Origin of the sequence: Nocardia sp. NPDC050712 (assembly GCF_040654295.1) — a bacterium.
GTDB lineage: Bacteria > Actinomycetota > Actinomycetes > Mycobacteriales > Mycobacteriaceae > Nocardia.
Window position 1 is genome coordinate 1312343 of the sequence record NZ_JBFAHT010000002.1, and the last position, 24851, is coordinate 1337193.

The 24851-nt window shown below is 70.8% G+C and carries 20 protein-coding genes; 12 read left to right on the plus strand and 8 right to left on the minus strand.

Going from position 1 to position 24851, the window contains the following annotated elements; genetic code table 11:
- Position 1: 1 nt before the first annotated feature.
- Together AB0H76_RS16885 and AB0H76_RS16890 are read left to right on the plus strand one after the other, a co-directional pair.
- Positions 2-916 (plus strand): alpha/beta hydrolase, encoded by a 915-nt coding sequence (locus AB0H76_RS16885; protein WP_357323983.1) that lies wholly within the window; start codon positions 2-4, stop codon positions 914-916.
- Entirely contained in the window at positions 913-1578 is a 666-nt protein-coding gene (locus tag AB0H76_RS16890) for an O-methyltransferase (RefSeq protein WP_357323986.1), read from the plus strand. The genes AB0H76_RS16885 and AB0H76_RS16890 overlap by 4 nt, the downstream gene beginning before the upstream one ends.
- A gap of 1 nt (position 1579) precedes the next feature.
- Here AB0H76_RS16890 and AB0H76_RS16895 read toward each other — a convergent pair whose 3' ends face one another.
- A complete protein-coding gene (locus AB0H76_RS16895) occupies positions 1580-2545 on the minus strand; it encodes a zinc-binding dehydrogenase (protein WP_357323989.1) in 966 nt (321 codons plus the stop codon).
- A gap of 33 nt (positions 2546-2578) precedes the next feature.
- Positions 2579-3247, minus strand: coding sequence for a TetR/AcrR family transcriptional regulator (locus tag AB0H76_RS16900; RefSeq protein ID WP_357323990.1), 669 nt, complete (start codon positions 3245-3247; stop codon positions 2579-2581).
- A 91-nt stretch (positions 3248-3338) separates the two neighbouring features.
- Between AB0H76_RS16900 and AB0H76_RS16905 the strand changes: the two genes are divergently transcribed.
- Positions 3339-4817, plus strand: a complete 1479-nt coding sequence (locus AB0H76_RS16905) for an MFS transporter (RefSeq protein WP_357323993.1) — start codon at positions 3339-3341, stop codon at positions 4815-4817.
- Here AB0H76_RS16905 and AB0H76_RS16910 read toward each other — a convergent pair whose 3' ends face one another.
- Positions 4818-5546 (minus strand): hypothetical protein, encoded by a 729-nt coding sequence (locus tag AB0H76_RS16910; protein WP_357323996.1) that lies wholly within the window; start codon positions 5544-5546, stop codon positions 4818-4820.
- A gap of 93 nt (positions 5547-5639) precedes the next feature.
- Between AB0H76_RS16910 and AB0H76_RS16915 the strand changes: the two genes are divergently transcribed.
- The 4 genes from AB0H76_RS16915 to AB0H76_RS16930 all read left to right on the plus strand — a co-directional run bounded on the left by AB0H76_RS16915 (position 5640) and on the right by AB0H76_RS16930 (position 8620).
- On the plus strand, positions 5640-6518 hold the full coding sequence (locus tag AB0H76_RS16915; protein ID WP_357323999.1) for an SDR family NAD(P)-dependent oxidoreductase: 879 nt from the start codon (positions 5640-5642) through the stop codon (positions 6516-6518).
- An 85-nt stretch (positions 6519-6603) separates the two neighbouring features.
- Positions 6604-7224, plus strand: coding sequence for an urease accessory UreF family protein (locus AB0H76_RS16920; RefSeq protein WP_357324002.1), 621 nt, complete (start codon positions 6604-6606; stop codon positions 7222-7224).
- Positions 7225-7254: 30 nt separating this feature from the next.
- Positions 7255-7971 (plus strand): urease accessory protein UreG, encoded by a 717-nt coding sequence (ureG, locus tag AB0H76_RS16925; protein WP_357324004.1) that lies wholly within the window; start codon positions 7255-7257, stop codon positions 7969-7971.
- Entirely contained in the window at positions 7961-8620 is a 660-nt protein-coding gene (locus AB0H76_RS16930) for an urease accessory protein UreD (protein WP_357324007.1), read from the plus strand. The genes ureG and AB0H76_RS16930 overlap by 11 nt, the downstream gene beginning before the upstream one ends.
- On the opposite strand, the gene AB0H76_RS16935 is transcribed toward AB0H76_RS16930, so the two are convergent.
- The gene (locus AB0H76_RS16935) at positions 8617-9444 is read right to left on the minus strand and encodes an SDR family NAD(P)-dependent oxidoreductase (protein WP_357324010.1); all 828 of its coding nucleotides are present in this window, start codon (positions 9442-9444) and stop codon (positions 8617-8619) included. The two genes, AB0H76_RS16930 and AB0H76_RS16935, sit on opposite strands and share 4 nt — an antisense overlap.
- A 76-nt stretch (positions 9445-9520) precedes the next feature.
- On the opposite strand from AB0H76_RS16935, the gene AB0H76_RS16940 reads away from it, so the two are divergent.
- Positions 9521-9979: a helix-turn-helix domain-containing protein gene (locus AB0H76_RS16940; protein WP_357324013.1), complete on the plus strand. Its 459-nt coding sequence runs from the start codon at positions 9521-9523 to the stop codon at positions 9977-9979.
- On the opposite strand, the gene AB0H76_RS16945 is transcribed toward AB0H76_RS16940, so the two are convergent.
- The 3 genes from AB0H76_RS16945 to AB0H76_RS16955 form a co-directional block, all read right to left on the minus strand.
- On the minus strand, positions 9976-10404 hold the full coding sequence (locus tag AB0H76_RS16945) for a hypothetical protein (protein WP_357324016.1): 429 nt from the start codon (positions 10402-10404) through the stop codon (positions 9976-9978). The genes AB0H76_RS16940 and AB0H76_RS16945 overlap by 4 nt on opposite strands.
- A gap of 167 nt (positions 10405-10571) precedes the next feature.
- The gene (locus AB0H76_RS16950) at positions 10572-11336 is read right to left on the minus strand and encodes a hypothetical protein (protein WP_357324018.1); all 765 of its coding nucleotides are present in this window, start codon (positions 11334-11336) and stop codon (positions 10572-10574) included.
- A 223-nt stretch (positions 11337-11559) separates the two neighbouring features.
- Positions 11560-12990: an NAD(P)/FAD-dependent oxidoreductase gene (locus tag AB0H76_RS16955; RefSeq protein WP_357324021.1), complete on the minus strand. Its 1431-nt coding sequence runs from the start codon at positions 12988-12990 to the stop codon at positions 11560-11562.
- A 186-nt stretch (positions 12991-13176) separates the two neighbouring features.
- Between AB0H76_RS16955 and AB0H76_RS16960 the strand changes: the two genes are divergently transcribed.
- Positions 13177-14628 carry a cytochrome P450 gene (locus AB0H76_RS16960; RefSeq protein WP_357324028.1) on the plus strand — a complete coding sequence of 484 codons (1452 nt, stop codon included), beginning with the start codon at positions 13177-13179 and terminating at the stop codon, positions 14626-14628.
- Here AB0H76_RS16960 and AB0H76_RS16965 read toward each other — a convergent pair.
- Positions 14615-15508, minus strand: a complete 894-nt coding sequence (locus AB0H76_RS16965; RefSeq protein WP_357324031.1) for a tat pathway signal sequence — start codon at positions 15506-15508, stop codon at positions 14615-14617. The genes AB0H76_RS16960 and AB0H76_RS16965 overlap by 14 nt on opposite strands.
- A gap of 483 nt (positions 15509-15991) precedes the next feature.
- On the opposite strand from AB0H76_RS16965, the gene recC reads away from it, so the two are divergent.
- From recC to recD, 3 genes are all read left to right on the plus strand, one after another.
- A complete protein-coding gene (recC, locus tag AB0H76_RS16970; protein WP_357324034.1) occupies positions 15992-19429 on the plus strand; it encodes an exodeoxyribonuclease V subunit gamma in 3438 nt (1145 codons plus the stop codon).
- A gap of 169 nt (positions 19430-19598) precedes the next feature.
- Positions 19599-22955, plus strand: a complete 3357-nt coding sequence (locus AB0H76_RS16975) for a UvrD-helicase domain-containing protein (RefSeq protein ID WP_357326220.1) — start codon at positions 19599-19601, stop codon at positions 22953-22955.
- A complete protein-coding gene (recD, locus tag AB0H76_RS16980) occupies positions 22952-24850 on the plus strand; it encodes an exodeoxyribonuclease V subunit alpha (protein WP_357324037.1) in 1899 nt (632 codons plus the stop codon). The genes AB0H76_RS16975 and recD overlap by 4 nt, the downstream gene beginning before the upstream one ends.
- Position 24851 lies beyond the last annotated feature (1 nt).

Here is a 24851-nt window from a genome sequence, read left to right on the forward strand (position 1 = left end):
GATGACGGAGCGGAAGGCGTTCGGAGTGGGCCCGGCGGGTATCGAGATCGCCTACGAGCGGCTCGGCGATCCGGGCGATCCACCGGTGGTGCTGATCATGGGCGCGGCGGGGCAGCTGATCGACTGGCCGGACGGATTGTGCGAGCAACTGGTCGGCCGTGGATTGCAGGTGATCCGGTTCGACAGCCGCGATACCGGGCGGTCGACGCATGTTCGCGACGCGCCGCAACCGGACATCATGGCGGCGATGGCGGGCGACGTGTCCTCGGCGGCCTACACCCTGTCCGACATGGCCGCCGACACCGTCGGCCTGCTCGACGTGCTCGGGATCGACAGCGCGCACCTGGTGGGCGCGTCCATGGGCGGAATGATCGCGCAGACGATCGCGATCGAGTTTCCGCGGCGGGTGCGGTCGCTGACCTCGATCATGTCGACTACGGGCAATCCGGCTGTGGGGCAATCGGATCCGGGCGCGTTCGGTCAGGCGGGCCCGCCGCCCGCGGATCGTGCGGCTTACCAAGAGTGGTCGGTGCTGACCAAGCGAGCCTCGGGGTCGCCCGGGTTCGCCTTCGACGAGGCCGCGGTGCGCGCGCACGCGGGCCGGGTGTTCGACCGCGGCGTCGACTTCACCGGCATGATGCGCCAGGCGGTCGCCGTGCTGGCCTCCGGCGACCGGACCGCGCGGTTGCGAGCACTGGACGTGCCGGCCTTGGTGCTGCACGGCACCGCCGACCGCATCTTCGACAGCAGCGGCGGCCGCGCGACCGCCGAGGCGATCCCGGACGCGGCACTGGTCGTGCTCGAGGGGATGGGGCACAGCCTGCCGCGTGAGCTGTGGCCGGTGTTCGCCGAACAGATCGGTGCCCTCGTCGCGGCGGCGGAATCCACGGTTCCGGTGGCAGACTGGCCGGCATGACTAGTGCGGAATGGGCCGAGGTCGACAGCTACCTCGGAGAGCAGTTGGTGCGGGATCCGGAGACCGCGGCGGTGCTGGCGGAGAACGCGAAGGCGGGGCTGCCCGCCATCGATGTCTCCGCGCCGCAGGGCAAGTTCCTGTATCTGCTGGCCCGGTCGGCGGGCGTGCGGCGGGTGCTCGAGGTCGGCACGCTGGGCGGATACAGCACGGTGTGGCTGGCGCGCGCGGTCGGCAAGGCCGGGCAGGTGCTGACCCTGGAGTACGAACCGCGCCATGCCGAGGTGGCGCGGGCGAACCTGGATCGCGCCGGGGTCGGTGACCGCGTCGAGATCCGGGTCGGCGCCGCTCTGGAGAGCCTGCCCGTGCTGGCCGAGGAGCAGCCGGAGCCGTTCGATCTGGTGTTCCTCGACGCCGACAAGGTCAACAATCCGAACTACGTGCAGTGGGCGCTGCGGCTGACCCGCCCCGGCTCGGTGATCATCGTCGACAATGTGGTCCGCCAGGGCGGGCTCGCCGACGCGACCTCCACCGACCCCGCGATCCGCGGCAGTCGCGAGGTCGTCGAATTGCTGTCCGCGGAACCGCGTTTGGAAGCGACCGTGTTGCAGACCGTGGGGTCGAAGGGCTGGGACGGGTTCGCCTACGCGCTCGTCGTGGCCTAGTTCACGGCACCAGGACGACCTTGCCCATGGTCGCCCGGGTCTCGAGGGCGCGGTGGGCCGCCGCCGCGTCCGCGAGCGGGAACCGCTGGACCGCGGGCAGCAGCCGACCGGCCGCGGCCTCGGCCAGCGACCGATCCTCGAGCACCCGGAGATCGCCCCCGGCGCGCTGCAGCATCGGCGGTCCGAGCACGAGCTGTGAGGTGATGCCGCGCTCGTCCTGCTCCTGCGGGGAGGTGGTGACCGGCCCGCCGGGGAATCCGTAGATCAGGTGCTGCCCGCCTTTGCCGAGCAGATCGACTGCGGCCCGGGCGGTTTCGCCGCCGACCCCGTCGAAGACGACGGTGGGACGGTGCGCGCGCACCAGTTCGGGCCACCCCGGTCGCAGGTAGTCGACGGCGAGGTCGGCGCCGTTGGCGGTGACCCGGGCCGTCTTCTCGCTGCCGCCCGCGAGACCGATGACGTAGGCGCCCGCGTTCTTCGCGTACTGGACCAGCAGTGTCCCGATCCCACCGGCCGCGGCGGTGACCAGGGCCACGCTGTCCGGCCCGAGCTCGGTGAACTGGAGAATCCCCAGCGTGGTGCGGCCGGTGCCGATCATGGCGACGGCTTCGGCGGGGTCGAGATTCGCCGGAATCTCGTGCAGCCGAGCCGAATCCGTGACGGCGAGGGCGGCGTAGCCACCGGGCGCCGTGCCGAGGTGGACCACGACGTGCTTACCCAGCCACGCCGGATCGACTTCTGCCCCAAGCGCTTCCACCGTTCCGGCGACCTCGCGCCCGGGGGTGGTCGGTAGCTCGGGTGTGGGGTAGGGGCCCGGCAGCCCTTGCCGAATCGCGGTGTCGATGAGGTGAACTCCGGCCGCCGCCACGGCGATGCGTACCTGCCCGGGGCCGGGTGCCGGATCGGGAACGGATTCGTAGCGGAGGTTCTCGGCGGGGCCGAAGGCGTGAAGCCGGATCGCGTGCATGGGCCAACTGTGCAACCTCAACGGAGGTTGGGGTCAAGCCTGGCGGACGCGGGCCTCGAATCCGTCACAGAGCGCGGCCAAGCCGGCGTAGAGCAGATCCTCCTGCGTCAGGTCGCTGACGCCGGCGCCGACCAGCTCCGCGAGCGCGGGCGGCACCGGCGTGGTCGGGCTGCCCTCCAGCAGGGCGCGCAACCCGTTGGTCTCCTCGGGCTGAATCTTCTTGCGCTCCAGCAGGTCCGAGCTGATGTGCGGCAGGGTGGCGCCGGAGATGTAGTTCCAGACCGAGAACGACATCTGCATCGCCGTGCGCGGGCTGACGTCGAGCTCGCGGAAGCCCTCGACCAGCCAGGCCAGGCAGGCCAGCCCGTGCGGGCCGAAGCTGTAGCGCGGCATCGCGAAGGTCAGCAGCACCCACGGATGCTGCTGGTAGAGCGCCCAGTCGATCTCGGCGGCGATGCGGACCCGGTCGCGCCAGGTCCAGTCCTGGCCCGCGGTGGGCGGGTAGGGGTTGCGCCGGGCGACCTCGTCGGTCATCAGGGCGATCAGTTCGTCCTTGTTCGCCACGTGCCGATACAGCGACATCGCTCCGACGCTCATCCGATCGGCGATGCGCCGCATGGAGACGGCGTCCACGCCCTCGGTGTCGGCGAGTGCGATCGCGGTGTCCACAATCGCGGCGCGGGTCAGTTTCGGCTCGGTCATCCCATGTCTGCCTTTTCGTTCCGGGGCCGCATGCGTACACTGTACCCTTGGTCGTGCGTACGCCGTACGCGAGCAGCGAGAGGATCCTTCGATGACACAGGTGCAGTCGCCCGCCGGCACGCGGCGAGCGTGGCTCGGGCTGGCGGTATTGCTGCTACCGGTCCTGCTGGTGTCGATGGACGTCTCGGTGCTGTTCCTGGCGATGCCCACGCTGACCGTCGACCTGGACCCCTCCGCCACCCAGGCCCTGTGGATCCTCGACATCTACGGCTTCATGCTCGCCGGCCTGCTCATCACGATGGGCAATCTCGGCGACCGCATCGGCAGACGCAATATCCTGCTGGCCGGCGCGGCCATGTTCGGCCTCGCCTCGGTACTGGCGGCCTTCGCGCCGAGCGCCGCGGTGCTCATCGCCGCGCGGGCGCTGATGGGCATCGGCGGCGCGACGCTGCTGCCGTCGAGCCTGGCGCTGATCTCCAGCCTGTTCCCCGATGTGCGGCAGCGCGGGGCCGCGATCGGCGTGTGGACGGCGTTCTTCGCGGGCGGTTCCGCAGTCGGGCCGATCATCGGCGGGCTACTGCTGCACCACTTCTGGTGGGGTTCGGTGTTCCTGATCAATATCCCGGTGCTGCTGGTGCTGCTGGCCGCCGGGCCGTTCCTGCTGCCCGAGCATCGCTCCCGGGCACTGGGCCCGTTGGATCTGCCCAGCGTGGTGCTGTCCATCGGCGGCATCCTGCCGCTGATCTACGCGGTCAAGCATGTCGCGGCCGAGGGCATCGATCCCGAGGCGCTGGTGCCGGCCCTGGTCGGCGTGGTCCTGCTGACCCTGTTCGTGCGCCGGCAGACCCATCTGAAGGAACCGCTGCTGGATCTGAAGCTGTTCACCCGGCCCGCGTTCAGCGTGGCGATCGGGTCCAGCCTGACCGGCATGATGTCGCTGGCCGCGATGGGCTATCTGACCAGCGTGTACCTGCAATCGGTGACCGGTCGCGACCCGCTCGCGGCGGCGTTGCTCGGCATTCCGAGCGCGGTGGCGGTGTTCGTCTTCTCGATGACCGGCGCCCGGCTGGGCCGACAGATCGGGGTCCGGGCGACCTTCGTGCTGGCGCTGCTGCTGGCGGCGCTGGGCAACCTGATGCTGCTCGGCGTCGGCGTGCACGGCGGTGTCGGCTGGTACGTCGCCGGATCCACCATCGCCGGTATCGGGTACGGCCTGGCGTTCACGCTCGTCTCCGATGTCGCGGTGTCCTCGGTGCCGCCGGAGCGCGCGGGGTCGGCGGTCGGCATCTCCGAGACCAGCTTCGAACTCGGCAACGCGCTAGGCCTGTCGCTGCTGGGATCGCTGGCGGCGCTGGTCTTCCGCAACGGCGGTGACTACGCCGACACCCTCGGCGAGACCCTGCATCGGTCGGCCGACGATCCGGTGCTGGTCGAGAGCGCCCGCGAATCCTTCGTGCACGGCATGCATTTCGCCACCACGGCGGGTGCGCTGATTCTGCTGGCGATGGCGGTCGTGGCGCGGGTGGCGCTGCGCAAGAACACCGTGCTGGCCGACGCGCACGCGCACTGATCAGCGGCCGAAGACCGCGGCCATGAGGTCGGCGGCCCAGCGGTTCATCGGGGTGATGACGGTGGCGTGCAGCCAGCGCGCCGGTCGCACTACGAGGAATCGCCAGGTCGCGGCCACCCCGGCGACGATCGGGCGCAGCACCGTGCGGTAGACGAACCGGCAGGGGATGACGACCAGCACACCCACGATGACAGCCGTGAGCCGCCAAGCGTAGATCAGCGTGGCGCGCAACGCTTTCCAGAGCGGATGCAGCACCCAGCGCCACAGCTGGGTCAGTGGCCAGACGATCACCCATCGCGTGAGCTGATACCCGAGCCAGGCGATCGCCCGGCCGACGGGCGCCAGCACCCACCGGAACAGCCACTGCGCGGCGGGCCGCAGCACCCGCCGCCAGAGCCAGTCCTCGAGCGCGCGGCGCAGGGGGCGCAGGAAGTAGTCGAGGAGCAGCGCGAGGATCGGGGTGAGCACCAGCCCCCACAGCACGTGCTGTACCAGCCAGCCCCACAGGAAGTCCTTGAAGAACAGCCATACCGGCCGGATCACCCAGTCCCAGACAAACTGTGCGCCGGGGGCCAGGAGCTTCTCGACGACGAAGGCCAGCACCGCGGCGAGCGCGCGGCCGAGCGCTTTCAGGCCCTCCCACAGCAATCGCAGTGGAATCAGCACCACCACGGCGATCACTCGCCCGATCCACCCGGCGATCGAAACCTGGCCGTCTCGCGATGTCATGGATCGATCCTCCCCGGGGCCGCGGTGTTGCGCTGCCCGTTTTTCTACCCGATGCGGCAGGTAAAAACACGCACGGCGCAATACATTTGACGGGTGACTGAGACGCAGCCCACTGCGAACGGGCGACCGCTCGCCGAGCGGGTCGCCACCCGCCTCCTATACCCGACCTCACGCCCGCGGGAAAAAGCGCTGCACGACGCGGTATCCGGACGCGTCGTCCTGGTGACCGGCGCCTCACACGGCATCGGCAAGGCCAGCGCGCGCCGGCTCGGCGCGGCCGGAGCGATCGTGCTGCTGGTGGCGCGCTCGACCGAGGATCTGACCCAGGTCGCCGCGGATATCCGTGCCGAGGGCGGCACCGCGCACGCCTATCCCGCCGATCTCACCGACTTCGACGCCGTCGAACAGCTCGCCCGCGACCTGCTCACCGAGCACGGCCACATCGATGTCGTGGTCAACAACGCGGGCAAGTCGATCCGCCGCCCGATCGACGAATCCTATGACCGCTTCCATGATTTCACCCGCACCATCGACATCAACTACCTCGGCCCGGTGCGGCTGCTGCTGACCCTGCTCCCGCACATGCGCGACCGCAAGCAGGGGCACATCGTCAACGTGGCCACCTGGGGTCTGCTCATGCCGCCCACCCCGCGCTGGTCCGCCTACGGCGCCTCCAAGGGCGCCTTCGACACCTGGCTGCGCACCGTCGCGACCGAAATCGCCGGGGACGGCGTCACCACCACCTCGATCTACATGCCCCTGGTGCACACCCGGATGAGCGCCCCGACCGACTTCAGCAATATCCCCGGCCTCACCGTCGAGGAAGCCGCCGATCTCGTCTGCCACGCCGTCACCGCCCGTCCCCGCGAGATCGCCCCGTGGTGGCAGGCCCCGTTCCAGGCCTGGTCCGACCTGAGCCGGGCCCAGGCCGCTCGCTTCATGGAACGCGCCTTCCGGCGCGGCCGGGTGTAGCGCACCCCGGGTGCCCGGCGCGCGGAAGCGACACGCCGGAGCATAAGATCGGTCGGTGCACAAGAGTTCCGCGGAGAGTTTGGCGATGTTATTTGCCCTCGCTGACTCGCGGCTGCCGATCGGCGGGCACGTGCACTCCGGGGGCGTCGAGGAAGCCGTCGCGTCGGGCCTGGTGCGCGACGTGGCGACGGTCGAGTTGTATCTGCGGCGCCGGGTCCGGACCTCGGGTCTGGTGGCCGCGTCGCTGGCGGCCGCGGTATGCGCCGGTGCGCTCACGGTGGGGCACGCCGAACTGGAAGCCGATGCCCGGACGCCGTCACCCGCCGCGCGCGCCGCGTCCCGGGCCCAGGGCCGCGGGCTGCTGCGCTTGGCGAAACAGCTGTGGCCGGAACAGGACTGGGCCGCCGTGGGGGCGCGGCCGCATCTGTCCACGGTGTTCGGCGCGGTCGGCGCGGCCTGCGGCGTCGGGCCGCGGGAGATCGCCGGTGTCGTGGTCTACACCACGCTGACGGGAGCCGCGACGGCGGCGCAACGGCTGCTCGCGCTCGATCCGGCGGCCATCGCGATGTGCACCGTGCGCCTGGCCGAACTCTGCGACCAGACCGCCGCGGCGGCCGTCACCGGCTTGGCCGCGCTGTCGGATCCACTGCAGGACGTGCTGGCCGAACGGCACGTGCACCGCGACATGCCCCTGTTCGCGAGCTGAATTGTTTACCGAGAGAAGGAGATTGCCCTCATGCCCCCGCACCTGATCGACGGTGAACCCCACGATCACTCCCATGATCGCCCCAAGCGGCAGCGCACGCCGGGGGAGGCGCTGCGGATCGGCATCGGCGGCCCCGTCGGCTCCGGGAAGACCGCGCTCACGGCCGCGCTGTGCCGGCAGCTGCGCGAGGAGTTGTCCATCGCGGTGCTGACCAACGACATCTACACCACCGAGGACGCCGACTTCCTGCGCCGCCACGCCGTGCTGCCGGACGAGCGGATCACCGCGGTGCAGACCGGCGGCTGCCCGCACACCGCCATCCGCGACGACATCACCGCGAACCTGGACGCCATCGACGACCTGATCGCCGCGAACCCGCCGCTGGATCTGATCCTGGTGGAATCCGGCGGCGACAACCTGACCGCGACCTTCTCCTCCGGGCTGATCGACGTGCAGATCTTCGTGGTCGACGTGGCCGGCGGCGACAAGGTACCGCGCAAGGGCGGCCCCGGCGTCACGTTCTCGGATCTGCTGGTGGTCAACAAGACCGATCTCGCGCCGCTGGTCGGCGCGGACCTCGGCGTGATGGAACGCGACGCCGCCAAGGTCCGCGAGGGCCGGCCCACCGCGCTGATCTCGCTCACCGACGACCCGGCCGCCACCGAGGTGCTGGCCTGGGTGCGCGAGCAACTGCGGGTGATCGCGCACGCCGACTCGCACGCATCCGATTCCGCAGTTGCGCACTGAGTTACGCATCGTGGCGGCCGTCGGGTCGCTGCCGGAGATCCACGCCGTCGGCGGGCTGTCCGCCCGCCGCACGGGCGTGGATACGGTGCACATGATCGGTACCGCCGCGACACCGCTCGGCGGGGACGAACTCGACATCCGCATCGTCGTCGGCGCGGGTGCGCGGCTGACGGTGCGATCGGTCGCGGCGACCATCGCGCTGCCCAGCGCCGCGACACCGCTGTCCGCGGCGCACTGGTATTTCGAGATCGGCGCGGGCGCGGAACTGGACTTCGACCCCGAACCGACCATCGTCGCGGGTGGTGCCCGGCACCACGCCCGCACCACCGTGCGGCTCGCGGCGGACGCGCGGATCCGCATCCGGGAACGCGTCCAGATCGGGCGCACCGGCGAGGACAGCGGCGAGTGGCACGGCGACCTGATCGCCGACGCCGGCGATATCCCGCTCCTGCGGCACCGGTTGCAGCTGGGCTCCGGCTCGGCCACCGAAGACGTGATTTCCGCGCCGCGCGCGCTGGACAGCGAGCTGGTCTACCCGGACGACCGCGCCGCCGAGTCGATCGGACTGGACGGTGTTCTGCTACCCCTGGCCGCGGGCGGATCCCTGCGCACCCACATCGGTCGCGCGTTGGCGGCGCAGACGGTCTAGCCCGAGGGCTGCCGGGTAGACATCAGCTCCTCGGTGTAGGCCGCGAGCCTGGCCGCATCCCCGGGGTCGAGCGTGGCCAGCGTTGCCGGGACGACCTTGCCGCGATCGATCGCGGTGAGTGCCGCCGACGGCGGGTGGTCGATCCACTCGACGATCGGCGCGATGGCGTCTTCGACGGGGCGGGCGAAGAATCGGGCCAGGGTGCTGATTGTGGCGCGTACCAAAGGGTTCGGGTGTCCGTTGCTGCCGGTGCGGGTGAATCCGGGGTGGTAGAGGACGTAGCGGGCGCTGTGGTCGAGTTGGGCGTAGGCGACGCCCGCCAGGTCGTTGGCGCGTCCGGCTTGGAGTTGCGCGCGAACCACGCCGTAGCGCTGGGACAGCTGCGGGTCGTCCCACTGGATCGCGCCGGCGGTGTTGCCGACGCCGGCGACGTTGATGATCACCGGGTTCGGGCTCCGGTCCAGCAGCGGTTGCAGATACCGGGCCATGAGGTAGCGGCTCAGGTAGTACAGCGCGAAGGTGGACTCGAGTCCGTCGGCGGTGACGGTGCGCCGCGCGCTCAGACGGTTCGCGAACAGCGCCAAAGCGTCTACGGCCTGGTGGTTTTCGGCGATCTGGTGCGCCGCGCCGCGGATCTCGTCGATGGACGACAGATCCGCTTGGACGAATCGAAGGTTCGGATCGTCCGCCGACGCGAGCAGCGCCGCGCCCGCGGTGGCGTCGCTCCCGAGGACGGTGACGGTATCGCCGCGCGCCAGCCGGCGCAGTGCGGTGGCGCGGCCCATCCCGCGGGTACCGCCGGTGATGACCACTGATTTCGGCACGCCGTTCTCCCTATGCTTTCCGTAGTGACCCATTCACCCTGGATCGCCTTGCGCCGGAACGAAAGAAGGCACTTTTATGCCCGATAGGCACCTCGATGTTCCCGCCCTGTCGGCTTACGGTCTGCCGGATCCGGTGCCCGCCGACGAACTGGCCGACTGCCCCGTCGGGCAGCTGCTGCACCGGATCGGCGACAAATGGACGCTGGTGGTGCTGGTCCTGCTGGGCGCGCGCACCTACCGCTACAACGAGCTGCACCGGGCCATCGAGGGCATCAGCCGCCGGATGCTCACGCGCACCCTGCGGCTCCTGGAGACCGACGGGCTGGTCGATCGAACGGTCCATCCGACGGTGCCGCCGACCGTCGAATACCGGCTGACGCCGTCGGGGGTGACGCTGCTGGATCGGCTGTCGGCGCTGGCCGACTGGGCGGTCGAGCACGACGCGGCCCGGACGGGTCGGGGAACGCCGAAGCCGTTCGGTCCGAAACAGGCTCGGGCCGAACGGCTTCCAGATTTCGAGGAACTGGCCGGTTAGCCGGAAAGGCTGGGGATCAGCCCGCCGAGACCGCCGCCGCACCCGCTGCTGCCGGACCCGCTCGAGGCCGCCACCTGCACGGTGATCGAGTCGGAGATGAGGAGCTGGCGGGCCTCCAGCTTGTGTGCGCCCGCTGTTTGCGGGGTCCACTTGAGGGTGACCTTGTTGCTGAGGACCGAAGGCGCCACCGGGCTGCCGGGCAGATCGGCGCCGTTGTCGGTGAATTTCACCGTGCTCAGGCGGTCGACCTCGACGGACGCGGTGAGCGTGTACGAGCAGCCCGCCTTGTGATCCTTGCCGGATACCTCGAGGTCGCCGACCCAGGCGCCGGCCTGCGGCGCGAGCAGCACCATGGTGGCGGCCATGGCGCCGAATGCGGTGAGTCCCATAGTGACTCGGCGCGCGCCGTTCGTCTGTGCGTTCATGCTGTGTTCCCTATCTACCCGTTCTCGACTGGGTAGCGGCACAGTAACGAACATTGGTGTTTCACATTTCGGTTTTGCGCGAATCGGTCTCGCGGACCGGGAAGGTGGTGGTCCGACACCGTTGTCGGGCCACCACCTTCCGGGTCACTTGCCGAACCGGGACGAGCTCAGTCCCCGACGACCCGCGACGGCGCGTTGTACGCGTTCACCGCGCCGACGACGCCACCGGCGGCCGCGCCGACGATCGCGGCCGGGACCGTGATCATGGCCGCACCGGCGGCCGCACCCAGCATGGGCCCCGCGACGATGCCGACCGGCACGAGCGGCAAGCCGAGCACCAGCCCGACCGCGCCGCCGACCACCGCGGAGGTCAGCGCGAACGGCGCGGCCGAAGCCGCGGCCGCGGCCGCGCCCAGGGCGGCGGTGCCGACGGCCTGTCCGGCGATCCGGTCCGACCGGCTGCGCTCCATACCGACCGAATCCAGGAACGTCGCCAGATTCGCCTCGGTCGTGGCCGAGGTGTCGTTGATCTGGATCGACTGTTCCTTGTCGATCCAATCCGGCGCCGGCACGGTGACATCACCGAAGCGGAACTGCCCGGGCGGCGGCGCGATCGGCGGCACGGGGGCCACCGGCACCGGCGGGTGCAGCACGCCGACCGGCGCGAGGTACTTCTTGTCCGGCGCCGGACGCGACCACTGCAGCGAGCTGTGGGTGTTGTCCGGGATGTTCAGACCCTCGTAGGGCGCCGCGTTGGGGATATCGGCCGCGGGCCACTGCGCGTTCTCCGAGACCTTGGCGGACTCGGCCGGATCGGCGTTCGCGGTGCCGGTTCCGACGAGCGCGAGCACCAGTGTGCCCGCGCCGGCGGCGACGACCGTGCCGACCGTGTTGCGCTGCGGGGTAGGAGCCCTGTGCTTTCCTGTGGGCATCAACTTCCTTTCCTCAATGAAATGCAAGTTCGACGTCCCACATTCGGACCCGTGCCCGTGCCGGATTGGTCGATCTTCGAGGAAGTCCGGAACATGCGTATTGCTCCGAATTAGCTGATGCCTCAAGCGATCTTGGTCGCCGGGGCACATCTTGCGATAGCCAAAAAATAACCTCCCTGCCCGGCATGCGGACAGGGAGGGTGGATGCCCGAGTGCGGACGATCTAGCCGGCTTGTTGCTCGGCGGTCGCGCGGCCGGGTGCCCGGCCGTTGCCGGGGGGCGCGCCCAGCGCGGCGGCGAGCTCGTCTTTTTCTTCCTCGTCGGCGTTGACCTGTTCGAGCGCGAGCCGGGCGAACACCCACTGCTCGGTGGCCGCCATCTGCCCGCGGGTGCGGCCGAGGAAGGACACGAACCACTGGATGACGGTGATCAGGCGACTGCGGTAGCCGACCAGGTAGTACAGGTGCAGGCCCAGCCAGGCCAGCCAGGCCAGGAACCCGCCGAACTCCAGCTTGCCGACCTGGCACACGGCGTTGAACCGCGAGATCGTCGCCATCGAGCCCTTGTTGAAGTACTTGAACGGCTTGCGGTCCTCGGGCCGTGCGCCCTTCAGTCCCGCCTTGATCGCCTTGGCGGCGTAGGTGGCGCCCTGGATCGCGCCCTGCGCCATACCGGGGACATCGGGCACCGACATCAGGTCGCCCACCACGAAGACGTTGGGGTGGCCCTTGATGGTGAGGTCGGGCTCGACGACGACCCGCCCGGCCCGGTCCACCTGGGTGCCCGCGGAGCGCTCGGCGAGCATCTTGCCCAGCGGGCTGCCCTGCACGCCCGCCGACCAGACCTTGGTGGAGGACTCGATGCGCCGGATGGTGCCGTCGGAATCCTTGACCGTCACGCCGTGCGCGTCGATATCGGTGACCATGGCGTTGAGCTGGATCTCCACGCCCATCTTCTCCAGCTTGCGCTGGGCCTGGCCGCCGAGCTTGGGCCCCATCGGGCCGAGCACCGCGCCCGCGCCCTCGACCAGGATGACCCGGGCGTCGCGCGGGTCGATGTTGCGGAAGGTGCCCTCGAGCGTGCGGTCGGCGAGTTCGGCGATCTGCCCGGCCAATTCGACGCCGGTGGGGCCGGCGCCGATCACCGTGAAGGTGAGCAGCCGGTCCCGCATCTCCTGCGAGGTCGCCAGTTCGGCGCCCTCGAACGCGCCGAGGATGCGGCCGCGGAGTTCGAGCGCGTCGTCGATGGTCTTCATGCCGGGCGCGTAGGTGGCGAACCGGTCGTTGCCGAAGTAGGACTGCTGCGCGCCGGTCGCCACGATCAGGCTGTCGAACGGGGTGACCGTCTCCTGGTTCAGCAGCAGCGAGGTGACGGTCTTGTTCGCCAGGTCGATGTCGATGACGTCGCCGAGCAGCACCTGCGCGTTGCGCTGCTTGCGCAGCACCAGGCGGGTGGCCGGGGCGATCTCACCGACCGACAGGATGCCGGTGGCCACCTGGTACAGCAGCGGCTGGAACAGGTGGGTGGAGGTCTTGGAGATCAGGGTGACGTCGACGTCGGCGCGCTTGAGGTGCTTGGTGCCGAACAGGCCACCGAACCCCGAACCGATCACCACCACCTTGTGACGACGGTTCTCGACAGCTTTAGTGCTCATCGCCGTTGCTCCTCGAAGACCTGGGGTTCGTCCCCCGCGAACGTTCACTGACCGAGTTCAACCGTAGTCGGCGTGTTTCGGACCGGCACGACGAGATCCGTTTTCCGGCGTGGCGGTGTGGGTGAACCCGATCCGCCGGTTGCCCGAAAAGAATACGATGAACACCCTCGTTCCTGGAGGTTTGACATGGTTGCCGACGCTCGTGTCTCCGAGAACTCCGCCCTGATCGATATCCCGGGCGAACATGTGATCGACCGGGTGCTGCGCCGAATTCCGGAGCGCCCCCGCGTGCTGGCGTCCCCGCCGCCGGCGAGTACCGCGACCGCGGTGCACGGCGATATCGGGCTGCCCTACCTGGGGCGGGCGTTGCACTATCTGCGCTGGGGCCCGGCCGAAATGATGGAGCGGCACCGGCGTTACGGGCCGGTGTCGATGTCGCGCTCGCTGGGCGTGGAACGGGTGCTGGTCACCGGTCCCGAGGCGATCGACCAGGTCCTGGGCATCAGGCGCCGGGATTTCGGGCAGGGCTGGAACTACTTCATCGAGCCGTTCTTCGGGCGCGGGCTGCTACTGCTCGAATTCGACGAGCACATGTTCCATCGGCGGATCATGCAGCAGGCGTTCACCCGCGACCACCTGGAATCGCATCTGCGTGCCTTCGCTCCGGTTGCACGCAGTGCAATTACGCAGTGGGTGCCATCGGGTGATCGCAGCGCCACCGTGCCGCTCTACCCGACGATCAAGGACCTGACCTTGGAGATCGCGGGGGAGACGTTCATGGCCGTCGACGTCGGCTCGCGCCGGCGCGAGCTCACCGACGCGTTCATCGCGTGCACGCACGCCGGGCTGGCCACGATCCGGCACTCGGTGCCCGGCGGGCGCTGGCGGGCCGGGCTGCGCGGGCGCAAGGTGCTCGAGCGGTACTTCACCGACATGCTGCCCGAGAAGCGGCGCGGCGACGACTCCGATTTCTTCTCCGGGCTGTGCCACGCGCGCAGCGAGGACGGTGCGGTGTTCAGCGACGCCGACGTGGTCAACCACATGATCTTCCTGATCATGGCCGCGCACGACACCACCACGACGACCGCCACCGCTGTCGCCTACTACCTGGGTAAACACCCGGAATGGCAGGAGCGGGTGCGCGCCGAGGCGCTGGCCGCGGACGCGGAAACGAGCATCGCCGGGCTGGACCGGATGACCGATCTGGACCTGGTGATCAAGGAGAGCCTGCGGCTGATGCCGCCGGTGCCCGGTTTCGTGCGCCGCGCGGTCCGCGACACCGAGATCCTCGGGCACTACATTCCCGCGGGCACCCCGGTCGACCTGGCATACCAGGTCAACCATCTGCTCCCGGAACTGTGGACCCGGCCCGAGATTTTCGACCCCGAACGGTTCGCCCCGCACCGGCGCGAGGACAAATCGCATCGGCTGGCGTGGGTGCCGTTCGGGGCCGGCGCGCACAAATGCATCGGCATGCACTTCGGCACGCTCGAGGTGAAGACCCTGCTCGCCGAAATGGTGCGGGCGTATGAGTGGCGGTTGCCCGCGGACTATCGGATGCCGTGGGGATTCACCACGATTCCGTTCCCGCGCGACGACGCCCCGGTGACCTTGCGGCGCCGGATCAACGCCCCTTGAGCAGCATCTCCGCGACCTTGGTGTCGGTGTCGGCGCCCTCGGTGTAGCCGCCGTCCGCGCCCAGCGAACTCATGATCGCGAGGGTGTAGCGCTCGTCCGGGCCGGCGAAGCCGACCGAGTTGACCACCCAGCCGCCCTGCTCGGCGGACCAGCCGTTCTTCAGGCCCGGGCGCATCTTCTCGCCCGCGCCCCAGACGCCCCAGTGCTGGTTGTAATCGACCGAGCGCATCCGATCCAGCAGGTAGGCGCGGTCGTCGGGGTGCAGCTTGGTGAGCGCGTAGTCCATCAGGCGATCCAGGTCGGCGACGGTGCACTTCTGGAACGACCAGTCCGGGAACAGCGCGGTGTTGGTCGGCTGCGGGACCAGGCTCACCATGCCGTTGGCGCGGAAGGCGTTGTTGAAGGCCATCCGGTCGAAACCGGAGTACTTCTGCCAGAGCACGTCGGTGGCGGCGTCGTTGGAGGTCGCCAGCATCGATTCCATCAGGCCGCGATCGTCCGGGCCCAGCGCGATCGCGCCGACCCGGGCGCGATTGAGCAGGTCCACCGCGATGGCGAGCTTGATGGTGGAGGCCGTCCACACCGCGTTCTCGGCGTGCTCGTTGGCGTAGACGCCGCCGCTCACGCGATCGCGGACGATGTAGCCGGTGACGCCCGGGCGGGACTTCAGGTAGGCGTCGACGCGGTCGATCCGGTTGCTCAGATCGGCGTCGAAACCGGGGAGTACGCGGGTGAGCGCCGGGGGCGCGGCGTCCGCCTTGGGCGCCAGCGCGGGCGCGGTGGGGATGAGGACCGCCGCGGCGGCGAGGACACAAGCGGATGCGGCCACGCGGGGAAGGGCACCGGTGCCGGCCAAGGGGTAACGCACGAGGGAACACATTGGCACATCACCCGCCAGGACGCACGTCTTGAGCTCGGCGCGCCGCTGTGTTATTCACGACGCCGGCGATTTCGGAATCCGATTCGGGCCGAGTCCAATTCAGCGGAAGGCCGCCAGCAGCTCCTCGACCGTGCGGCCGTTGAGGCGGTAGCAGTGCTCGAAAGCCTCGGTGTGCCGGTCCCGGGGCCAGGTCTGTAAGACCACGGCGCGACCGTAGAAACACGAGTTGACCAACTCCCAGCGATCACCGACGCGGCGGACTGTGAATCCGGCTCTCGGAACCAGGGGAATCACCTTCGCTGCCATTGACGCGAACCAGCCTTTCGATCCAGCTTCCCGTCCTCCCCGGTTGAGCACTGTCGCACACCGATTCGCGCGATCCACCGTGACGCGGCCGAGAAAAACGTTCGCGTGTGGCTTAATTCACTCGCTCGGCGTGGGGGCGGTGCGGTTGCGGAACAGTCGCTGGCGTATAAACAACCAATGCCGCTGCACCTCCATCGTGCCGAGCGCGCCGACACCCTGGCCGATTCGCTCGCCGCGCTGTTGGCGGCGCCCCTGGATGATCCGTTCGCCGCGGAAGTGGTGGCGGTGCCGGCCAAAGGCGTGGAACGTTGGTTGACGCAACGGCTCTCGACGGTGCTGGGGGTGGCGCGGTCCGGCTCGGCGGATGGCATCGCGGCCAATATCCGGTTCCCGTCGTCGGCCGCGCTGGTGACCGAGGTGCTCGCCGCTGCCGGTGGGGTGCGGCCCGAAGACGATCCGTGGGCGTCCGAGCGTGTGGTGTGGACGCTGCTGCGGGTGATCGACGCGGCGCTGCCGGAGCCGTGGTGTGCGGTACTGGCCCGGCACCTCGGTTCGACCGAACCGACCGGTCGTGACCACAGGGTGGGCCGGCGCTACGCCACCGCCGCCCGGCTCGCGGCCCTGTTCGACAGCTACGCGGCCCAACGCCCGGCCCTCATCACGGACTGGGCGGCCGGTTCGGATACCGACGGCGCCGGCCATCCCGTTCCCGGCGATCTGCTGTGGCAGCCCGCCCTGTGGCGCCGCCTGCGCGCCGAACTGGGTGCGCCCAGCCCGGCCGAACGGCTCGACGCGGTCTGCGCGCGCTTGCGTGCCGAGCCCGCGTCCGTCGCACTCCCGCAACGCCTTTCCGTCTTCGGCGTCACCCGCCTGCCCGCCGACCAGCTCGCGGTCCTGTCCGCCCTCGGCGAAGCCCGCGACGTACACCTCTGGCTCGCACACCCCAGCCCCGCGATGTGGTCGACGCTCGCCCAGCTGCCCCCGGCCGCCTCCCGCCTAACAGACTCCACCACCACTGCGGTCCGGCACCCGCTGCTCGCCGGGCTCGCGCGTGATGTGCGCGAATTGCAGCAGCGTCTGCACGGCGGTGCCGGGGTACTGGACTCGCCCATTGAGCTGGGGCCTGATGTCGCTGCGGCGCAGCCGGATTCACCCGACGCGGGAGTGGAGCAGCTGGACTTGCCGGGCCTGCCCGCCGCGGGATCGGCGTCGTCCGGCGTGCGCGGGCAGGGAACGACGCTGCTGGCGGCCCTGCAAGCGGGGATTCGCGATGACCGCTGGCCGCCCGCGCCCGGCGCCCGGGTGGCCGACGGCAGCGTCGAGGTGCACGCGTGTCATGGGCCGACGCGGCAGGTGGAGGTGCTGCGCGAGTGCCTGCTCGGGTTGTTCGCGGCGGATTCGACGCTGGAGCCGCGGGATGTGCTGATCATGTGTCCCGAGGTGGAGGCGTACGCACCGCTGGTACGGGCGGCGTTCGGGGCGACTGGACCGGTGGAGGGGATCCGGGATTCGGCGCATCCCGCGCATCTGCTGCGGGTGCGGCTGGCCGATCGCGGGCGCGGGGTCACCAATCCGATGCTGGCGGTGATCGCGACGCTGCTGGAGCTGGCCGACGGGCGGGTCACCGTCACCCAGGTGCTGGATCTGGCCGCCTCCGAAACCGTGCGCCGCCGTTGTGGTTTCGACGACGACGCGATCGAGCGGCTGCGCGAGTGGGCGGCCGAGTCGGGGGCGCGGTGGGGGATCGGGCAGCGGCAGCGGCAGGCGTTCGGGCTCGCGGATTTCGCGCAGAACACCTTGAACGCGGCCGTGGATCGGATCCTGCTCGGCGTCACCGCCGACGAATCCGCCGACGACTGGCTGGATTTGGCGTTGCCGCTGGGCGATGTGGATTCCGGTGACGTCGATCTGGCGGGCCGTTTCGCCGAGTTCGTGGACCGGCTCGCGGTGTGCCTGCGTGACCTGCGCGGCCCGCGCCCGGCCAGCGAGTGGGCGGCGGTGCTGGCCCGGGCGCTCGACCTGCTCACCGACGTCCCGGAACGCGACGCCTGGATCCGCGCCGAGGCCCGCCGCGAACTCACCGCGGCCACCGAGCACGCCGGGGACGTGCAACTGCGCCTGCCGGATGTCGGTGTGCTGCTGGGGAATCGGCTCGCCGCGCGCCCGACCCGCGCCAATTTCCGGACCGGCGAGCTGACCGTCGCCACGATGACGCCGATGCGGTCGGTGCCGCACCGGGTGGTCGTGCTGCTCGGTCTCGACGACGATGTCTTCCCGCGGGCCGGCGGCGTCGACGGCGACGATGTGCTGGCCCGCGATCCGCTCCTGGGCGAGCGCGATCCGCGCAGCGAGGACCGGCAGTTGCTGCTGGACGCGATCATGGCGGCACAGGACCGGCTGCTGCTGTTCCACACCGGCGCGGACCCGGTCACCGGCAGTAAGCGCCCGCCCGCGATCCCCGTCGCCGAGGTGCTCGACGCCGTGCGCGGCTACCTGGGCGAAGCCGCCGACGCGGTGGTGATCCGCCATCCGCTGCAGAGCTTCGATCGCCGGAACTTCCACGCGGACAAGCCGTTCAGCTTCGACACCGCGGCGCTGGCGGGTGCCGTGGCCGCGGCCGCGCCGCCGCAGCCCCGCCCCGCCTTCCTGCCCGAGCCGCTGCCCGCCCCCGAATTCGGTGACGTGGCGCTGGCCGATCTGATCTCCTTCGCCGAGCATCCGCTCCGCGCGTTCCTGTGGCAGCGGCTCGGCCTGCGCGTCCCCGAGCACGACGAGGACATCGCCGACCGCCTCCCCATCGAGCTCGACGGTCTCGCGAAATGGGAACTGGGCGAACGCATGCTGACCGCCCGCCTCACCGGCGTCGACCCGTCCGGTCTGCGGGCCGCGGAGTGGCGGCGCGGCACGCTGCCGCCGTTCGGCCTGGGCGGCGCCGTGCTGGACGAGATCGAGCACACCGTCGACAAGCTGGTGCGCGCGTCCCTGCCGGAGTACCAGAGCCCGGCGCGCGCCGTCGATATCGCCATCGATCTGGGCGGCGGCCGCCGGCTCACCGGCACCGTTCCCGAGGTGCGCGGCGAAACCCTGGTGCGCACCACGTTCTCCCGCCTGGCCCCGAAACACCGTATCGCCGCCTGGGTTTCGCTGCTGGCCCTGGCCGCCACCGAGGATCGCTCCTGGCGCGCCGTCACCACCGGCCGCGGCCAATTCCACCGCCCCGCTTGGCGTTCGATCCTCACCGCCCCCGACCGGCCTGCCGCTGTGACCACGCTGCGCGATCTCGTCAAACTTCGTGACGCGGGCCTGTGCGAGCCGCTGCCGATCACCGCGACCGCGACCGCCGCCTACGCCGATCGCCGCTTCCGCGGCTCCTCGGTCGAGGAAGCCTTCGCCTCGGCGGAACGCGAATTCAACGGCGGGCCCAACGGTCCCGGCGCCTTCGGCGACCACACCGACCGCCACCTCCGCTACATCTGGGGCCCCGCCCCGCGTCTCGACGATCTCATGTCCATCCCCGCACCGGCGGGCGAAGCCGCCGAGACCAGCCACTTCGGCGCTCTCGCCCGCCGCCTCTGGACCCCGCTCCTGAACGCCGAAACGCAGGGCCAGCCATGAGCGGGCGTGCGGTGGGCATGATCAACAGGGACACGCGGACGCGGGTACCGGATCGGCCGGGGGACAGGTGATTCGATCGAGGGGCTCCCGAGGTGGAAGTGGGTCTGGGTATGTGGGATTCGGGGTGGCGCCGGTGACCGTGCAGGACTGGGCGATCGCGGGGGAGGAGCTGGCCGAGCCCGGACGGTTCGACGCGTTCGGGGAGTTGCCGAGCGGGACCACCGTGCTGGAAGCCAGCGCGGGGACCGGGAAGACGCACGCCATCGTCGGGCTGGCCGTGCGGTACGTGGCCGAGGTGGGGATCGATGTCTCGCAGCTGCTGCTGGTGACCTTCAGCCGGGCGGCGACGCAGGAGTTGCGCGAGCGGGCCCGGGAGCGGTTCGTGGTGGTGGCGGCGGCGCTGGCCGACGCCGAGCTGGCGCGGGCGCACAGCGACGAGCTGGTCCGGCATCTGGCACAGGCGGACGCGGACGAGGTGCGGGCGCGCCGGGAGCGGCTGCTGGTCGCGCTGTCGGATTTCGACGCGGGCACCATCGTCACGACGCACAGTTTCTGCCAGCGGATGCTCGACGAACTCGGCCTGGCGGGCGAACACGATCCGGGCGCCCGGCTGGTCGAAACCGTCGACGAGGTCGTGCTGACCGTCGCCGACGACCTGTACCTGAACCGGTACGCGCGGACCGAACCGCCGTTCACGCTGAAGGAGGCGCACACACTGGCGCTGGCCGCGGTCCGGGACCGGCACGCCCGCCTGGCGCCCGAGGGTGACGGCGCGGCCGGGCAGCGGGTCGCCTTCGCCGCCGCCGTGCGCGCCGAGACCGAGCGCCGCAAGCGGCTGGCCGGACTGCGCGACTTCGACGACCTGCTGGTCCTGCTGCACGAGGTGCTCGCCGACCCGGAGCACGGCCCGCGCGCCTGCGCTCGCATCCGCGACCGATACCGCGTGGCCCTGGTCGACGAGTTCCAGGACACCGATCCGCTGCAGTGGGACATCCTGCGCCTGGCCTTCCACGGCCACACCACGATGGTGCTCGTCGGCGATCCGAAGCAGGCCATCTACGCCTTCCGCGGCGCGGAGGTGCTCAGCTACCTCGACGCCGTCGCGCACGCCGAGCACCGCTGCGAACTCGACACCAACTGGCGCAGCGACGCCGGGCTGCTCGCCGCGCTGGACCACCTGCACGGCGGAGCGGCCTTGGGGCACAAGGAGATCAGCGTCTACCCGGTCGCGGCGACGCGCCCGTGGACGCGGCTGTCCGGCCCTGCCGACCTCATCACGCCGTTGCGGCTGCGCTGCCTGCCGCGCACCGGTGCGGGGCCGCTCAACAAGTCCAATTTTCCGGCGGTCGGCCGGTTGCGCGCCAAGGTCGCGGAGGACCTCGCCGCCGATATCGTGCGCCTGCTCGAATCCGAGACGACGATCGCCGACCACCAGGTGGCGGCGGCCGATCCCGAGCCGGATGCGGGCGGGACATCGGCGCCGCGCCGCCCGATCGGCCCCGGCGACATCGCGGTCCTCGTGCGCACCCGCTCCCAGATCGATGTGGTGCGTACGGCTTTGGACAAGGTCGCCGTCGCCTCGGTGCTGGCCGGCGGCACGAGTGTGTTCGCCACGGGCAGCGCCACCGACTGGCTGTGGGTGCTGCGCGCGCTGGAACAGCCGCACCGCTCCGATCGGGTTCGCCTGGCCGCGTGCACGCCGCTGTTCGGGGTGACCGCAGCCGAGATCGACAGCGGCGGCGCGGATCTGGTCGGGCGGGTCAGCGCGCAGCTGCGGGACGCCGGCCGGATGTTCCTGCGCGCGGGGTTCGCCGCCGTTTTCGAAAAGCTGTCCGCGGAAACGCAACTGGCGCAACGCCTGCTCACCGTGGAGAACGGTGAGCGGGAACTCACCGACCTGCGGCATATCGCGCAGCTGCTGGATCAGGTGGCGCTCACCGAGGGACTGGGCTTGACCGCGCTGACCCGCTGGCTCACCGATCGGGTGCGCGACCCGGCCTCGGGCACCGTCGCCGACCGCAGCCGCCGCCTGGACCGCGATGCCGCGGCGGTGCAGATCGCGACCGTGCACGCCAGCAAGGGCCTGGAATTCCCGATCGTGTTCCTGCCGTTCGCCTGGGACAGCGCGAAGAATCCGTATCCGGCGACGCTGCTGTATCACGACGACACCGGCGCCCGCGTGCTCGACGTCGGCGGCCAGGAGGCCCCCGGTTTCGCCGAGCGCAAGCAGCGCAGCGAGTCCGAGGAGGCCGGGGAGGAACTGCGCCTGCTCTACGTGGCGCTGACCCGGGCCATGTGCCAGGTCGTCGCCTGGTGGGCGCCCGCGATCACCACGGCGGCGGCCCCGCTGCACCGGATGATCCTGGGCCGTCCCGACGGTGGCGACATCGTCCCGAACCGGGCCTCGGTGCCCGCCGACACCGAGGCGGTGCAACGCATCTCGGCCTGGGCCGGGTCCGCGCCGGAGGCGATCTCGGTCACCGGCGTCGACACCGCCGAGGCGGTCGAACTCCGCCGCGTCCGCACCGAACCGGTGACCGGGGACCTCGCCGCCGCGCACTTCGCCCGCACCCTGGACCAGCAGTGGCGGCGCACCTCCTACTCCGCCCTCACCGCGGGCGCGCACGACCTGGTCGCGGGCGCCGAGCCGGAGGACGAGCACGGCGCCGCCGACGAACCCGCCACCCCGCTGCTCGACGACACCGAACTGCCCACCGCGGCACCGTCGTTGATGAACGACCTGCCCTACGGCGCGGAGTTCGGCACCCTGGTGCACGGCGTGCTGGAGCTGATCGACCGCGATGTCGCCGATCTCGCCGCCGAGGTGCACGCCCGCTCCCGCGCCGCGATCGAGGAGCTGATGGCCGAGATCGATCCGGCCGTGCTCGGCACCGCGCTGCTTGCGGTGCTGCGCAGCCCGCTCGGATTCGGTTGCCTCGCCGATATTTCCGGCCGCGACCAGCTCAACGAACTCGACTTCGAGCTGCCGTTGTCCGGCGGGGACACCCCGGCGGCGCACACCGCCACCCTGCGTCAGATCGCGGGCCTGCTGCGCGAGCACCTGCCGCCCGGCGACGAATTCGCGCCCTACGCCGATCAATTGGCGGCGCTGGACGACGTTCCCCTGCGCGGCTACCTGACCGGCAGTATCGACGCGGTCCTACGGGTCACCGACACTCCGGGGGCCGCACCCCGTTTCCTGATCGTCGACTACAAGACGAACCGCCTCGGCATCGGCGACCTCACCGTCGACCACTACACCCGCGACCGCATGTCCGCCGAGATGCAGCGCTCGCACTACCCCTTGCAGGCGCTGCTGTATTCGGTTGCCCTGCACCGCTACCTGCGCTGGCGCCTGCCCGGCTACGACCCGGAAATCCACCTGGGCGGCTGCTGCTACCTGTTCGTGCGCGGCATGATCGGCCCCGACACCCCACCCGGCCGCGGCGTCTTCGACTGGACCCCGCCCGCGGCACTGATCCTTGCGCTGTCCGATCTGCTCGCAGGCGAGGGGCGAACCGTATGACCGCTATTCAATTGGCCCAGCGCGGCACCGGACTGCTGCGCACCTTCAACGAGGCGGGCGTGCTGTCCGCGGCCGACGTGCATGTCGCGGTGCGGCTGGGGCGGCTCGGGCGCGAGGAGTCCGAGCCGGTGCTGTTCGCGGCCGCGCTGGCGGTGCGCGCGGTGCGGTCGGGGTCGGTCTGCCTGGAGCTGGATCGCATGCGCGAGATCGGCGTGGACGCCGACGAGCGCTGGGACGCGGGCACCGGCGTCGATCCCGCGACGCTGCCGTGGCCCGACCTCGAGGCCGTGGTGGGCGCGTTGCAGGCGAGTCCGCTGGTGGTCGGCGGGCAGGCCGGCCCGTTGCGGCCGCTGCGGCTGGTGCCGGGCGATCGCGACGGCGGCCCGCTGCTGTATCTGGATCGGTATTTCCAGCAGGAGCAGACGATCCGGCGGGTGCTGACCGAGCGGTCGGAGAGTCATCCGGTGGTCGATCCGGCTTACGTGCGGCAGGAACTGGACCGGCTGTTCGACGGGCCCGCCGGTGTCGCGCCGGACCGGCAGCGCCTGGCCGCCGCCCTGGCCGCCACGCACTGGACGACCGTGGTCGCCGGTGGACCGGGCACCGGCAAGACACACACGATCGCGCGCATCCTGGCCCTGCTGGACACCCATCAGAAGGCCAATCCCAAACTGCCCGCGCTGCGTATCGCGCTGGCCGCGCCGACCGGCAAGGCCGCCGCGCGACTCCAGGAAGCCGTGCGGGAGCAGGCCGGACCGCTCGGGCTGCCGGAACTCACCGCCTCCACGCTGCACCGCTTGCTGGGCTGGCAGCGCAGCCGCAGCACCCGCTTCAAGTACCACGAGTTCAACCGCCTGCCCTACGACGTGATCGTGGTCGACGAGACCTCCATGGTGTCGCTGACCATGATGAGCAGCCTGCTCGCGGCGCTGCGCCCGGACACCCGCCTGGTCCTGGTCGGCGACCCCGACCAGCTGGCCTCGGTGGACGCGGGCGCCGTACTCGCCGACCTAGTCGCGGGACCCGTCGCGGGCGCGCCGAATCCGATCCTGGAGCAGGTGCTCGGCGTGGAATCGGCGGAGCCGCACGCGGAATCGCTGACCGCGTTGGAGCGTAAACGCCTGCGCGGCGGCATCGTCCGCCTGACCCGCGGGCGGCGTTTCGGTGGCAAGATCGCCGACCTCGCGGTCGCGGTCCGCGCCGGTGACGCCGACACCGCGCTCGAGCTGCTGCGCGCGGGCGGCCCCGAATTGTCGTTGAGCACACCGGAAGACATCAAGCCGGTGCGCGCCGATGTGGTGGCCGCCGCGCACGCGGTCACCGGGGCCGCGCTCGACGGCGACGCGGCCGGCGCGCTGGCCGCGCTGGAGTCGCACCGCCTGCTGTGTGCCCACCGCCAGGGCCCGTTCGGCGTCGAACGCTGGGACCGGATGGCCGCGGACTGGGCGGCGGCCGGGGGCGCGGGCCCCGAATCGCACCTGGCCCCTTGGTATCCCGGCCAGCCGCTGCTGGTCACGGCCAACGACCACGAGGCCCGCATCTACAACGGCGACACCGGCGTCATCGTCCGCCTGCCCGACGGCTCGCTGCGCGCCGCCTTGCAGCGCGGCAGCGAACCGTACCTGGTGCACCCCACCCAATTCCCGGCCGTGGTCACGGTCTTCGCGATGACCATCCACCGCAGCCAGGGCAGTCAGTACGACACCGTCTCGGTGGTGCTCCCGGAACCGGAGTCCACCCTGCTCACCCGCGAACTCCTCTACACCGCGATCACCCGCGCCCGCCGCCACGTCCGCATCATCGGCACCGACGAATCGATCCGCGCCGCCATCGCCCGCCGCGTCCTGCGCGCCAGCGGCCTGTCCCGCAACCTGGGCGTCCCGCCGGCGCCGTGAG